The organism is Paenibacillus sp. TSA_86.1 (assembly GCF_052691815.1).
Genome location: NZ_JBQZGE010000001.1, coordinates 1,047,395 through 1,061,417 on the forward strand (window position 1 = coordinate 1,047,395; position 14,023 = coordinate 1,061,417).

The 14,023-nt window shown below is 45.5% G+C and carries 14 protein-coding genes and 1 other RNA gene; 10 read left to right on the plus strand and 5 right to left on the minus strand.

The window, feature by feature from the left end:
* Positions 1-159 precede the first annotated feature (159 nt).
* The 4 genes from ACUTVW_RS04855 to ACUTVW_RS04870 all read left to right on the plus strand — a co-directional run bounded on the left by ACUTVW_RS04855 (position 160) and on the right by ACUTVW_RS04870 (position 3,618).
* Positions 160-1,749 (plus strand): DEAD/DEAH box helicase, encoded by a 1,590-nt coding sequence (locus ACUTVW_RS04855; RefSeq protein WP_445644721.1) that lies wholly within the window; start codon positions 160-162, stop codon positions 1,747-1,749.
* Between the two features lie 200 nt (positions 1,750-1,949).
* On the plus strand, positions 1,950-2,768 hold the full coding sequence (locus ACUTVW_RS04860; RefSeq protein WP_445644722.1) for a YesL family protein: 819 nt from the start codon (positions 1,950-1,952) through the stop codon (positions 2,766-2,768).
* Between the two features lie 51 nt (positions 2,769-2,819).
* Positions 2,820-3,010, plus strand: a non-coding RNA gene (gene ssrS, locus ACUTVW_RS04865) — 6S RNA.
* 215 nt (positions 3,011-3,225) lie between these two features.
* A complete protein-coding gene (locus ACUTVW_RS04870) occupies positions 3,226-3,618 on the plus strand; it encodes a DUF1499 domain-containing protein (RefSeq protein WP_445644723.1) in 393 nt (130 codons plus the stop codon).
* A 75-nt stretch (positions 3,619-3,693) separates the two neighbouring features.
* On the opposite strand, the gene tpx is transcribed toward ACUTVW_RS04870, so the two are convergent.
* Complete coding sequence (tpx, locus tag ACUTVW_RS04875) at positions 3,694-4,212, minus strand: thiol peroxidase (RefSeq protein WP_445644724.1); 519 nt, start codon at positions 4,210-4,212, stop codon at positions 3,694-3,696.
* 148 nt (positions 4,213-4,360) lie between these two features.
* Between tpx and ACUTVW_RS04880 the strand changes: the two genes are divergently transcribed.
* Complete coding sequence (locus ACUTVW_RS04880; RefSeq protein WP_445644725.1) at positions 4,361-4,987, plus strand: rhomboid family intramembrane serine protease; 627 nt, start codon at positions 4,361-4,363, stop codon at positions 4,985-4,987.
* A gap of 70 nt (positions 4,988-5,057) precedes the next feature.
* The gene (locus tag ACUTVW_RS04885; protein ID WP_445644726.1) at positions 5,058-5,969 is read left to right on the plus strand and encodes a LysR family transcriptional regulator; all 912 of its coding nucleotides are present in this window, start codon (positions 5,058-5,060) and stop codon (positions 5,967-5,969) included.
* Positions 5,970-6,028: 59 nt separating this feature from the next.
* On the opposite strand, the gene ACUTVW_RS04890 is transcribed toward ACUTVW_RS04885, so the two are convergent.
* Positions 6,029-6,709 carry a zinc metallopeptidase gene (locus ACUTVW_RS04890; RefSeq protein WP_434751840.1) on the minus strand — a complete coding sequence of 227 codons (681 nt, stop codon included), beginning with the start codon at positions 6,707-6,709 and terminating at the stop codon, positions 6,029-6,031.
* Positions 6,710-6,735: 26 nt separating this feature from the next.
* The gene (locus ACUTVW_RS04895) at positions 6,736-7,164 is read right to left on the minus strand and encodes a MerR family transcriptional regulator (RefSeq protein ID WP_434751839.1); all 429 of its coding nucleotides are present in this window, start codon (positions 7,162-7,164) and stop codon (positions 6,736-6,738) included.
* Positions 7,165-7,516: 352 nt separating this feature from the next.
* Here ACUTVW_RS04895 and ACUTVW_RS04900 point away from each other — a divergent pair, with 352 nt between their 5' ends.
* The 3 genes from ACUTVW_RS04900 to ACUTVW_RS04910 are packed head-to-tail and all read left to right on the plus strand — an operon-like array spanning position 7,517 to position 10,778.
* Positions 7,517-8,917, plus strand: a complete 1,401-nt coding sequence (locus tag ACUTVW_RS04900; RefSeq protein ID WP_445644727.1) for an ammonium transporter — start codon at positions 7,517-7,519, stop codon at positions 8,915-8,917.
* A 41-nt stretch (positions 8,918-8,958) separates the two neighbouring features.
* A complete protein-coding gene (locus ACUTVW_RS04905) occupies positions 8,959-10,044 on the plus strand; it encodes a DUF294 nucleotidyltransferase-like domain-containing protein (protein ID WP_445644981.1) in 1,086 nt (361 codons plus the stop codon).
* A complete protein-coding gene (locus ACUTVW_RS04910) occupies positions 10,041-10,778 on the plus strand; it encodes an exonuclease domain-containing protein (RefSeq protein ID WP_445644728.1) in 738 nt (245 codons plus the stop codon). Before ACUTVW_RS04905 ends, ACUTVW_RS04910 begins: the two co-directional genes overlap by 4 nt.
* Here the strand turns inward: ACUTVW_RS04910 and ACUTVW_RS04915 are convergent.
* A complete protein-coding gene (locus tag ACUTVW_RS04915) occupies positions 10,764-11,273 on the minus strand; it encodes a Mov34/MPN/PAD-1 family protein (protein WP_445644729.1) in 510 nt (169 codons plus the stop codon). The two genes, ACUTVW_RS04910 and ACUTVW_RS04915, sit on opposite strands and share 15 nt — an antisense overlap.
* Before the next feature lie 166 nt (positions 11,274-11,439).
* Between ACUTVW_RS04915 and ACUTVW_RS04920 the strand changes: the two genes are divergently transcribed.
* Positions 11,440-11,991, plus strand: coding sequence for a TlpA disulfide reductase family protein (locus tag ACUTVW_RS04920; protein ID WP_445644730.1), 552 nt, complete (start codon positions 11,440-11,442; stop codon positions 11,989-11,991).
* Positions 11,992-12,097: 106 nt separating this feature from the next.
* Here ACUTVW_RS04920 and cimA read toward each other — a convergent pair whose 3' ends face one another.
* Positions 12,098-13,717: a citramalate synthase gene (cimA, locus tag ACUTVW_RS04925; RefSeq protein WP_445644731.1), complete on the minus strand. Its 1,620-nt coding sequence runs from the start codon at positions 13,715-13,717 to the stop codon at positions 12,098-12,100.
* Between the last annotated feature and the right edge of the window lie 306 nt (positions 13,718-14,023).

Sequence of the window (14,023 nt, forward strand, 5' to 3'; positions counted from 1 at the left end):
TTTTAGTCTTATCTTGGGGACCCATTCATGGAATTATGTTCGTTCATGAAAATAATTCGTCCCATTGGGATACCCTATAAATATTAACGCTACTTAAGAATACAGACAACAAAGTGGATTGTCCACCATGTCCACCATATAAAAGGAGTATGAATAATTTTGACAAATTTAAATTTCACAGATTTCAATCTTGAACCACTGGTGCTGCAAGCCATCACTGAGCTCGGGTTTGAAGAAGCAACGCCGATCCAATCCAAATCCATTCCTCTGGCACTTGAAGGCAGAGATTTGATCGGTCAAGCTCAAACAGGTACGGGTAAAACAGCGGCATTCGGTATTCCGTTGATCAGCAAAATCTCCAAAACGGATGATAAAATCCGCGCCCTCATTATGGCACCTACACGTGAACTTGCGATCCAAGTCGCTGAAGAGATCGAAAAACTTACTCGTTTCAAAGGTCTGCGCTCCCTGCCAATCTACGGCGGACAAGACATCGTACGTCAGATTCGTGCATTGAAAAGAAAACCACAGATTATCATCGGTACACCGGGACGTCTCCTTGACCACATCAACCGCAAAACAATCAAACTTGATGATGTACAAACTGTTGTATTGGACGAAGCAGATGAAATGCTCGATATGGGATTCATGGAGGATATCCAATCCATCCTGAAACAAGTTCCAGACGAGCGTCAAACGATGTTGTTCTCTGCAACAATGCCTCCTAATATTCAAAAATTGGCTCAACAATTCTTAAATAATCCAGAACACGTTTCTGTTATTCCTAAACAAGTCAGCGCTCCGTTGATTGATCAGGCTTATATTGAAGTTCCTGAGCGTCAAAAATTCGAGGCACTTAGCCGTTTGCTGGATATGGAATCTCCAGAACTGGCTATCGTATTCGGACGCACAAAGCGTCGTGTTGACGAATTGGCTGAAGCTTTGCAAAAACGTGGATATTCGGCTGACGGTCTTCATGGTGACTTGTCTCAAAACCAACGTGATACAGTAATGCGTAAGTTCCGTGATGGCAGCATTGATGTACTCGTTGCTACAGACGTAGCCGCTCGTGGTCTCGATGTATCCGGCGTAACACATGTAGTTAACTTTGACCTTCCGCAAGACCCTGAAAGTTATGTTCACCGTATTGGCCGTACAGGTCGCGCGGGTAAAGAGGGTGCAGCATGGTCCTTCGTAACACCGCGTGAGATCGATCACCTGCACTTCATCGAGCGTGTAACACGTCACCGTATTCCGCGTAAACCGTTGCCAACAATGGCAGAAGCGGTTGAAGGGAAACAACGTGTAACGGCTGAACGTCTCCTGGAGATTGTTCAATCCGGTGAACTCAATGAATACAAAGGTATCGCTATTCAAATGCTGGAGCAGTACGATTCCGTACAATTGCTGTCCGCAGCTTTGAAACTCCTGACAGGTGATAAAAAAGATGCTCAGGTGGATCTGACTCCTGAAGATCCGATCCGTGCAAAACGCCGCAGACCGGATGTGCGTTCGGGCGGACGTAAACCATCAGGTTACAGCGGTAACCGTAGCAGCAGCGGAAGCAGCGGCGGTGGTTACAACCGTGATCGCAACAGCAGCGGCGGCGGACGTGGCGGTTATAATCGTGACCGTAACACTGGTGGAAGTGGAAGCAGCGGTGGAAGCGGAAGCTACAACCGTGACCGCAAACCGCGTCCAAGCAACAACGAAGGACGTCGTCCTGCTAGAGACAACTCTTTCGAATAAGTGCAATATTAACGAGGATGGGGCAGGATGCTGCTCCATCCTTTTTACTTTGTAAATGTTCATGAAATTTCCATTTATTAGAGCTGTGAGGTTAAGTTAGAGGGATCTTCTTTCGGGAAATGCTGGCTTTTCCTATATATAATAAGGTATATTAATATTAGAATTCAGGTTACACGCAAGGTGCGGAGGAGGAGAAATGTTTGGAATTTAAAGGAGCTATGGGCGGGCTTTACCGGCTGACCGAATGGATTACAAGACTGGCCGCAAGCAATCTTTTGTGGGCGATCTGTTCGTCACCGTTCTTGTTTTTCATGGTTATGAAACTGCTCGTGATGCAGCAGAATCTCGCTAACGAATCATTGCAAATGAACTGGGCTATTGCCATTGTGGCACCGCTTACACTGTTTCCTGCGACATCCGCATTGTTTACGGTTGTTCGTAAATGGAATATGGGGGATACGGATGTACCGATCTTCCGTACATTCTTCACAGGTTACAAGGAAAACTACAAACAAAGTTTAATCGGGGGTATTTTCTACACACTGCTGTTCGCTATCATGTATCTGGACTATACGGTATATATGACGCAGTTCCGTAACATGCAGCTTGTCGGAATTATTATGCTCGTGCTGTTGTTACTATTGTTTGTGTCTCTGTTTAACTTCTTCTCGATGGTCGTTCACTATCACATGTCGATTGGGCTCATTATCAAAAATGCAGTTCTGCTGACGCTGATTCGACCTTTCCGTGTGTTCTCCACATTGCTGGGGAGTGGGTTACTGTTCTATTTCGGATTGCGTTATCCGGTGCTGTTTATCTTTTTCATTATGAGTATTGTAGCTTGGTTTGCATTCTTTAACTTCTATGCGACCTACAACAAGATGCAGGAACAGATGCAAAAGCTTCAATTGAAGAAAGAGGAAGAAGAAGCTGCTGCGTTGGCTGAAAAACCAGCCGAACAGGATGATCTGCAACCTGCCGAACCTTTGAATCCCAAAGACTTTACACAGCAAAAATAAAACATGTCTGTATGGCATTTACTTTTTACACAGTTAGGGATATAATAATTGTACATCCTGCGATGTACGTTTCGGTTATTCGTTGTTTTGAACCAATGATGATGTCTTCGGGAGATTAACACAGAATGTTGCTGAAAAGCCCTGTCTATACGACATGGGGACTTCAAATGCATTTTTGCAGTCACCCACCTGCCAAGCAGGTTCATAAGACAATGTAGCCGGACGGCATAGGCGGGTTTCTATTTTTTATGATGTACAGCACCCTGACTTTTCCTTTTACGAGGAAGTTGGGGTGTTTTTATGTTGGTTTATTGTTTGACATGAATGATGCATTGAATCTGGGGTGGAATTGTCCGTGTATTTTTGTTAAATATGATGCTTACCCTTTTGTTACTACTTGAACAATGTTACACTAGAATACATAACTGGAACGGTTACACTCAAAGGAGGAAGGGTCTTGACCTTAAAGAGAACGCTCGTCGGTATCATCCGAAGTATGGAGGGGACCAGCGATCGAGCCAAGGATCCCAAATTAAAAACGCGGTATTACAATTTATCCAAAGAAAAAGCCTGGGAAGAGGTATCTTCGACACTTAAGAAAATTCCGGGTTATAAAGTATTACATGAAGTACATTCAGTGGGTGAGATTATACTGGAGAAACGTACAACGTTTGGACGCACGATGGATATTACAGTTTCCATTATTTCGGTAAGCCCTGTTCGGAGTGCGGTGGATATGTACTCTGCTTCTCGCGGGTCAATGGGGGATCTTGGTTCAAACTATCGTACGATTATGCACTTGTTCTCTATACTGGATAAAAAGCTGAGCAAGTATAAGGCGAATGAGTGAAATAAATGATGAAATAACAAAAAGCGAGAGAAGGCTGGCCTTCCTCGCTTTTATGCTGCACATATGGAACCTATTTTACAGCAAGGCTTTTACTGCAGCAATAGCTTGCTCGAAGTTAGGGGAGTCTGTCATTTCAGGCAGGTACTCCACATATGTAATTTTGTCTTCGGCATCCAAGACGAAAATAGAGCGCATATCAAGTTGGAATTCTTTGATCAGGACGCCAAAGTTCTCGCCGAAAGAGCGTGTTTTGTAATCGGAAAGAGTAACTACGCGGTCAACGCCAGCTGCACCGCACCAACGTTCCTGTGCGAATGGTAGGTCAACGCTGATAGTCAATACAACAACGTTCTCTCCGAGATCAGCAGCTTCAACATTGAAGCGGCGAGTCTGCGCATCACATACGCCAGTATCCAGAGAAGGAACAACGCTGATTAATTTGATCTTGCCTGCGAAATCTTTCAGAGACGCATCTTCAATCAAGTTTTTGCTCACAGTGAAGTCAGGTGCCTGGTCGCCCACTTTCAATTCGGGTCCGATCAATGTGATAGGGTTGCCTTTAAATGTGGCTGCGCCTTTACGTTCTTGTGTCATAAATAATGTTCCTCCTTATAAATTGGTGATCCGTGCCAAAATCCATTATAATCTTTTATGAAAGACATTGTCCAATCTGGGCGTGAATCTGTACGATGGATTTAAAAGATAGGTTGATTTTAACAGGGTGGAGTGAAAGTGAAAATCTATGATATTTATTCGTTATGAAAATTGGAAAGATTATTTGAAGTACTTCCCTTTGACGTCGATTCTTTTAATTGCAAATGTGGTTATGTTTATCGTGTTATCGCTTAATGGCGGATCAACGAACAATATGGTATTGCTCAAGTTTGGCGCGCTGACGAATTATGAATTGTTTGCTCAGGATTGGTGGCGTTATGTATCTTCCATCTTTTTGCATGCGGGTTTCGGTCACCTTTTATTTAACAGTTTTGCGCTGATTGTGTTTGCACCACCGATGGAACGTTTGCTCGGATCGTTGAGATACGGCGTGTTGTATCTTGGAGGAGGCGTGGTAGGTAATATTCTTGCTGTTGCATGGTACAATTCGGTCGGCGAAATTACGATTTCGGTAGGGGCGTCTGGTGCGATTTATGCTGTCTATGGGGCATTTCTCTATGTGGCCTTGTTCCAGCGTAGCATTATGGATGAAACCTCGCGCAAAACGATGTATACGTTGCTGCTGTTCGGGATTATTTTCTCCTTTGCGATGTCAGGCATTAATTGGATGGCGCATTTAGGTGGTTTGCTCGGCGGATTCTTTATTTATGGTTTGATTATTCGTTTGTGGAAACCTCGTATTTTTAAGAAGTAGTCGGAACGTTCTCAAGACGGAATGTGATCAAAGATATAGTAGGGTAAAACAGATTGGAGCGATCAGGCAAGTGGAATTAAGACAGTTGCATTATTTTCTAAAAGTGGCTCAGAAGGAACATGTTACACAGGCGGCTGAAGAGCTACATGTGGCACAGTCCGCAGTCAGTAGGCAGATTCATCAGCTTGAGGAAGAGCTTGGCGTTGATCTTTTTATGCAAAAAGGACGGAATCTGCAGTTGACTGCGGTAGGGCAGCTTTTTTGCAAACGGGTAGAAGGTATCTTGAAGGATCTCGACAAAGCCGTTGGTGAGGTGCATGAGTTTCTTGACCCGGAACACGGGGAGATTCGGATCGGTTTTCCGCACAGTCTCGGAATTCATCTGATTCCTTCTGTAGTAGCGGCTTTTCGTCAGAAGTACCCGAATGTGAAATTCAGATTTAAGCAGGGTATGTATCCAACATTGATAAGGGATGTATTATCAGCGGAAGTGGACTTGGCGTTTATTTCACCATTTCCGGAAAAACATGACCAGGTTGCTGGAGATATTGTGCTGACCGAGGAGTTACATGCAATTTTGCCGCCAAATCATCCGTTTGCAGGGGAGGAGACCATTGCGCTGGAGCAGTTGAAAGATGAGAAGTTTGTGTTGTTTAGCAAAGGGTATTCCTTACGACCAATTGTATGGCATGCCTGTCTGGAAGCTGGATTCACACCGAAAATTGCCTTTGAAGGTGAGGAAACGGATACGATTCGCGGGTTGGTAGCTGCGGGTATGGGGGTCAGTCTCCTGCCTGAAATGGCATTATTTCAGACGAACCCTCTTCAACCTGCGCATGTGGCGATTTCTCATCCGAAGGTAACCAGAACGATAGGATTGATTCATCGTGCAGATGATAAACTGCCATTGGTTGCCCAATCTTTTCGCTCGTTTTTGCTGCAATACTTCGGTTTACAACAAAACAATACCCCATCCGAATAACGGTGGGGTATTGTTTTGTTTGTTTATTTAACTTTTAGTTATTTTATCGGCTGTGGTAATTAATCGCGGCTGTTAAAGATTCCGATGTAACGAATCAGTTCAAGCAGGGAGATCAATGCAGCAGCAACATAAGTCAAAGCAGCGGCGTTCAACACTTTGGCTACGCCTTTTTCTTCTTCATTGCGGATGTAACCTTCAGAGACCATGATCTCACGTGCTCGATTGCTGGCATTAAACTCGACCGGCAATGTGATCAATTGGAATGCGACGGTAACGGAGAAGAAGATAATACCGATTCCAACCAGATTCATGGCGTTAAAGAGGAAACCTGCGATCAAGAGGAACGGTGCAAGTCCGGATGCAAAGTTTACAATCGGGAAAATCCGGTGACGTAATGCCAACATAGGGTAACTTTCCTTATGTTGAATGGCATGGCCTACTTCGTGACAGGCAACGGATAAGGCCGAGATGGACTTTTCGTAGTACACAGGTTCTGACAAACGTACAACCCGGTTAATCGGATCGTAGTGGTCGGAGAGTGCTCCGCGAACGGGTTCAATCGGTACATCGTGCAGGCCATTGGCGTCAAGCATGTGACGGGCTGCATCATAACCAGTCATTCCGTTCTGGTTGGGTACTTCTGACCAGCGTCTAAAGGTGCCTTTAACGCGAAATTGCGCCCATAATGAGAGCAAAAAGGCGATGATAATCAATACGAACATACCGTTATTAAAACTCATATCCATTCCTCCGCTTTCTTAATAAGCTACATCATGGTGTGCTCAAGCAAGATTTTCAATGCTTCCATTGTACCGGCGCTTTTGGTAAGTAGTCCTGCCATCATCTTGCGAGCTTGTACAGGTTTCATCTCTCCAAGCAGTGGTTTTAGTTCATTGACCTCTCGCTCAAGCTGCTGTACATGAAGTTCAAGTGTTGTCAGTTTGCTTGCTACTTGTTCTTCTGTACTGACCAGACGCCACTTTTCAAGAGAATGCTTAATCTCTTCGAGACTATACTTCTCTTGTTTCATCTGTACAATACGTTCGAGTCTGGTTAAGGTTTCATGACTATAGAGACGATAATTTTTTTGTGTGCGCTCTTCGGGAGCAATTAACCCGAGCTTTGTGTAATAGTCAATTGTCCGTTCGCTTACACCAGCCGTTTTGGCGAGTTCGCCAATTCTAAAAAGTTTCATATCCCCAATGATATTCACCTCGCTTGCAAGTTCAAATGTAGGGAAATGTAGTTTCCACAAGCGCTTCAATCGAACACGCCCAATTATTCTTACTAATAAGTATGATACATGAACATGAACCGTACAGTCAAACGTTATGCTTTGATCGATAGCTTGCTTCCTTCTTATATCTATGTGCTCAAGGCATGTGAATATGTACTTAAGTGCAAGAAAAAGACGTAAGACTTTATTCCCATAAAATATTTTTGGAATTGATTAAAATACTCTTGTCAACTTTCCTAACTTCTGCTTATAATGACATTAAGAGTTTCACGTCATGTTAATAAACATAACATTCGAGGGAGTGGGGTACATGAGAAAGAAATGGTTAGTTTCAATGTTAGCAATGCTTACTTTGTTGGCATTTCCGATGAGTGCATTTGCAGCAGCAGCAGAGGGGCCAACAAATATTGAACTTCAAAGTGGTCTGAACTCTGCATTTACCTTCTTGGCCGTAGTGCTGGTGTTCTTTATGCAAGGGGGATTTGCACTCCTTGAAGCAGGTTCGACACGAATGAAAAATGCAGGACATATTGCGGGTAAAACAATCCTGACATTGGGCATTTCAGTGATTGCATTCTGGGGACTTGGTTTTGGCCTCGGGTTTGGTAACGGTAACGGATTCTTTGGAACAACTGGTTTCTTCATGAGTGGCGACAACATGGCATCTTCCTTTGATTCACTGGCTGCCTCTGATGTTCCGTTAACCATTAAATTTATATTCCACCTTGCATTTGCTGCTGTCTCCCTGGCGATTGCCTGCGGTGGTATGGCAGAACGTGCAAAGATGAGCGTATATATCGTGTTTGGTACACTGTATACCATTATTATGTATCCGGTTGTTGCTCACTGGGTATGGGGCGGTGGCTGGCTTGCAGAGCTGGGTATGCAAGATTTCGCGGGTTCAACAGTTGTTCACTTGACTGGTGCAACTGCGGCGCTGGTAGCTACTATTTTGCTAAAACCACGTATCGGTAAATACAATAAAGATGGAAAACCTAACATCATTCCAGGTCATAACCAAGTGTATTCCGTACTCGGGGTCATTATCCTCTGGATCGGTTGGTTCGGTTTTAACCCGGGTAGTACGTTGTCCGCGATGGGTGAAGGATTCTTCGGTTATGTGGCATTGACTACAAACGTCGCTGCAGCTGCCGGTGGTGTCGCGGCACTGTTGATCTCCTGGGCAGTTCTTGGGAAATCAGATATTCCTAGCATGTTAAACGGTGTGCTTGCGGCACTCGTAGCTATCACAGGTGCTTGTGCTTTCGTAGAACCTTGGGCGGCTCTGGTCATCGGTGCACTTGCAGGTATCATTACTTTCTTCACGGCTCAATATTTCGAGCGCAAAGGTATTGATGATCCAATCTATGCCTTCTCCGTACACGGTATCGCTGGTATGTGGGGTGCAATCTCCACAGGGCTGTTCGCTACACCTGAACTTGCTGAGAAAGTGGGCGTAGGTCAAGCAGGTCTGTTCTATGGGGGTGGGTTCCACCAACTGGGGGTACAGTTATTAGGTCTTGTCGGTGCATTTGCCTTCGTGCTCGTGATGTCCTTCATCATTCTCGGTGGTATGAAAGCTTTGATGGGGATCCGCGTTACTGAAGAAGAAGAAACCATGGGTCTCGATCTGAGTGAACACGGTACGTATGGATATCCTGAGCAAATGAAACATACAGAATCCAAGTCGGGCGGTACGTTCAGCTCCTGAGGTAGATGATGATTGAAATTGCTTCAAGGAGGCTGGATATGATGGAACCTATCTCAACAACAAATCTTTCCTGGTCTTATCAAGGGATCGATGGTGCGGTTTCTGCAGATGAACTGCGCCAGGCGCGCGTCATTTTACAGAGAGAGCTCCAGAAATCACTGTCCGCTTCCTTGTCGCTGGTAGAATGGTACGAGACGGTAAATGAACTGCATGACCGCATTGCACGGAAAGCAGTAGAGTTATGCATTCAGGGGATGGTAGAGGAGGGCTTAGGCCAGCCTCCCGTCCCCTATGCCTTTATCGTATTCGGAAGCTCCGGCAGGGAAGAAGCGACATTATGGAGTGATCAGGATAATGGCATGATTATCAGCGATGCTCCGCATGCAGGAAAAGAAGAATATTTTACGGAACTGGGAATACGTATTGCTGATCTATTGGAACAGTTGGGTTATGCCAAATGTGAAGGTAAGGTGATGTGCTCGGAGCCGCTATGGCGTAAAACGCTGAAATCCTGGAAGCAGCAGCTCTCCGAATGGAGTTCTGACCTGAACTGGGAGCCTGTCCGCAACCTGATTATTGCTTCCGATATGCGTTTTATTGCGGGTGAGGTTAGTCTGGCAGATGCTTGGCTTGCGAGTTTTTACGAACAGTTTCGCCGAGTGCCTGAACTTTCGGACGCCGTGCTGCGTAATACAGTAAAGCATAAGGCAACGTTGAATATACTTGGACGTGTGGTTACAGAGCGATTTGGTGAACACGCAGGCGGTTTTGATGTCAAATACGGTGTGTATATTCCGCTGGTCAACAGTGCCAGATTTTTGGCTTTGCAGCATGGGATTCAGGAATCATCGACATTAAAACGTATGGAGAGACTGACTTCACTTGAGGCGATTCCGTTTCAGTTAACGGATACCTGCCAACGTGCTTTTTCTGCGGCTTTGAAGCTGCGCCGAAGTACACCGGTTGTTATCCGGGAGGAACTGCAGCAGAGTAGCGGTTTTCTGGATGAAAAGCAGATGAAACAAAAGCAAATCCTTTATGATCTGAGAGAGACTCTGGGACTTGTTAAGCGAGTACATCGTGCTTTGCAAAGACAGTTGCGATTTGAAGAAAGGAGACGTCTATGAGAGAGCCGGCAAGGGGCAGTACAGGATTTTGGAATTCGCTGCGTCAGGGAGGGGTTCCTTCCGCCATCGCTTCCATTATGGGAGCCCCTACGGCGCAACATATGGCGTTCATCCGTTCCATGATGAGGGAGCAGCGCAGGCCTGAAGTGTTGCATACACCGCTAAATGAACTGGATGCAGTTGTGTTTGATCTGGAAACAACAGGGTTTTCTCCCCAACATGGAGACGAAATTCTGTCCTTCGGTGCAGTGCGCATTCGAGGCGGTGTTGTGCTGGAAGAAGAACAATTCTATACGGTGGTACAGTCAAAAACAGCGGTGCCGAAGCATATTACCGAACTTACCGGCATTACGCAACAGATGACGGAAGAGGCTCCTACGTTGCTGAAGGGACTGCATGATTTCATGTCCTTTGTTGGCGGGAATGTATTGGTTGCTCATGCGAGTGCGCATGACCGGGCTTTTCTCAATGCGGCGTTGTGGCGAACCTCTAAGGTTAGGTTGACCCATCGTTTAATTGATACGATGATGCTCGCCCGCTGGCTTGAACCTGCAAGACCGGGATACGGACTGGATGAATTGCTAGAATCCAGAGGCATTCCCATCTATGGGCGGCACCATGCGCTTGAGGATGCCAGAATGACAGCACAGTTATGGTCTAGTTATCTGGAGGATATGAAACGTGAAAACGTTGAGACATTAGGTGATCTCTACACCCGGTTAAGTCATGCGTAGTGCCAATGGTACTAGGCTATAGGTGGGTGGAATAGACGATGGTTCACTTTGTCGCTGTTTTTCATCCGCTATAATCTGATACGAGTTCAGAAGCATGGGGGATTCCAGTTCGCTTGAAACTGCTGGAGCCGAAAGATCAGGCGCGCCGATCAGATAGGCTTGTATCATTCCTGCGAAGTGCGGAAGGGCCTGCAAATCTTCTTGCGAAGGAATGGGCCATGTACGCGGGTGGGAGTGAAAGATGCCAACGATGGTACATTCGGAGTAAAAACATTGAATCCATTCCGTTTGATCCAGTAAGAAGTGATGCAGCGGGTCAGGCGCTACGTTACGAATGGGCTGAAACCGACTGATTCGTATGCCGCCCGCTGCGGATTCACCCAGCACAACTCCGCAGGCTTCCTGCGGCAGCGAAAGATGCATATGCCTGGACATTTCCTGTTCCACCGAGCGGGGAAGGGTTAAGGTGTTTTGCTGCCCGTGAAGTGCTGCCATTTGTATTCACCCCTCTCTCTTTGGCTCCTGCTTCATGCAGGAGTCCTTTTTTATTTTATTTTGTTCTAACCGGATTGTAAAATTTTAAGGGAAAAGGGTACAATATGATAAAGAATTGATTTAACAACATTTGAGACACTTTGACTGAACAAGAGGGTGGATAGGGATGAAACGTAACATATACATATTGCTTGGAGTTGTCCTGCTTGTTGGCATAGCTCTGGCTCAGAATACAGACAGTGGCATTGCTGCTGTTTTTAAGCAAGAGCAGCCTATGCCTACAGAGACAGGACCGAAGGCGGGTTTGCTGGCACCGCCGTTCTCTCTGACAGGGTTGGATGGTAAGACTTATAGCGTGGGTGGGGCGAAAGAAAAAGCTACCTTTGTTAGTTTCTGGGCGTCATGGTGTGAGCCATGTAAGCAAGAAGCACCGGAACTAAACCATTTCGCGGAAAAATACAAAGATAAGCTGGATCTATATGGTGTGAATGTTACTTCATACGATAAACTGAAGGATGCGAAAACTTTTGCGGACGAGTACAAGCTTTCATTCCCGATCCCGCTGGATGAAAAAGGAACGGTATATGCCCAGTATAACGGCGTTGCATTTCCGACCAATGTGTTGATTGATTCCCGCGGTGTGATTCAGGAGATCATTCTTGGTATATTGCCGGAAAAAGAGCTGGAAAAAAAAATAAAAAAGTTGATTGCAGATTAGGATTTGTCTGCTCACTTGTTTTGCATCTAAAGAAGCTTCTGCTACCATCACGAATGGTTGCAGAAGCTTCTTTTATTTTCCGGGAAATATAAAGTGGGCTTAAACCTTAGTGATTAATTAGCCCAGGGGTTGGGATCGAAAGTGAATCCGGCTCGTTCAAGATTTTTTCCTGAAGCAGAGCATATCTGAAGCTATGCACAAGCGCTTCCCAGCTGGCTTCGATGACGTTCTCGGATACCCCAACCGTGTTCCAGGTATTCTCTGTATTTTTGGATTCGATCAATACACGAACTTTGGCCGCGGTGGCATCCTTCTCATCCAATACACGAACTTTGTAGTCAGACAAGTGCATATGGGCAAGAGAAGGGAAGTATTGCACAAGTGCTTTCCGAAGTGCGTTATCTAGCGCATTGACTGGACCGTTGCCTTCTGCTGCAGTGTACACACTTGTTCCCGCGACATTCAGTTTGACAAAAGCTTCGGAGACTACGGATTTACCAGCCGTTTTTTCCACAAGCATTTTGAATGATTCAAACGTAAACAGTTCTTTCATATCGCCATTCGCTTCACGAATTAACAGTTCCAGTGATGCGTCAGCACCTTCAAATTGGTAACCTTGATGTTCCAAATCCTTGATTTTTTCAATGATCTGGCGTGAGTTCGCACTGCTTGGGTCAAACTCCAAACCGAGTTCCTGCGCTTTGGACACGATATTGCTCTGTCCGGCCAGTTCAGAAACAAGAACTCGCTGCTTGTTGCCCACCAGTTCAGGTACGATATGTTCATATGTCCGGGAATCCCGCAAGATGGCAGATACGTGGATACCGCCTTTGTGAGCAAATGCAGCATTACCAACATAAGGTTGATTAATGGGCATATTCACATTCGCGATCTCGCTGATGTAACGGGCAACATTGGTGAGCTGTTTCATGGAATCTTCCGATACACACTCGTAACCCAGTTTCAACTGCAAGTTCGGGATAATAGATGCGAGATTAGCGTTACCACATCGCTCACCATATCCGTTCATTGTACCTTGAATCTGACGGGCACCGGCTTGTACAGCGCTAAGGGTATTGGCGACAGCCAGTTCACAGTCATTATGGGTATGAATACCAAGATGTGCATGAGGCAGTGTCCGATGCAGGTTGGATACGATCTCATGAACTTCGTGCGGCATCGTTCCACCGTTGGTATCACACATCACAAGCCAGTCCGCACCGGCTTCATGAGCTTTGGTCAAGACGGCTTGTGCATACTCGGGGTTGTTTTTGAACCCGTCAAAAAAGTGCTCGGCATCAAAAATGACTTCCATTCCGCTTTGCTTCAAATATGCGATGGAATCGTAGATCATAGACAGATTTTCTTCCAGTGTTGTCTGCAAGGCGGTATGCACATGAAAGTCCCATGATTTTCCGACCAGCGTGGCTGCTTGTGCCCCGGATTCAATCATACGCTTCAAGTTGGCATCTTCGCTGGCAATGCTGCCTTTGCGGCGTGTACTTCCGAATGCAACGACCTTGGCGTTCAGCTTCAGTTCCTTGACTCTTTTGAAAAACTCAATGTCCTTGGTGTTGCTGCCTGGAATTCCGCCTTCAATATAATGAGCACCGAGGTCGTCCAGCTTTTTGGCAATTTTGAGTTTGTCATCTGCGGATAAGCTGACACCCTCTCCTTGTGTGCCGTCACGTAAAGTCGTATCGAAGATGGAGATGGCCTTTGACATGAAGATCCTCCTTTTAGGTAAAGCGCTTTTTTATAAGTTTTGGTCGTGTGGTTGAAAAGCAGGTGGAAATGTTAATGGATAAATCCTTCGATGTAGCAACGCTACACTGTGTTAAACTGACTTGATAGATTTGTCCCAAACGCGTGAATTTGTATAATTAATTATTATAGCATCATTATAGCCAAATGCTACATTGAATTCGCAGGTTAACATAAACATTTGCCGATTTAAATGTAAAAAGCGTCCGGGGATATAAAACAGACATCTATGTTATAATTTGGTTTAACGGAAGAGAGGGGATTACGG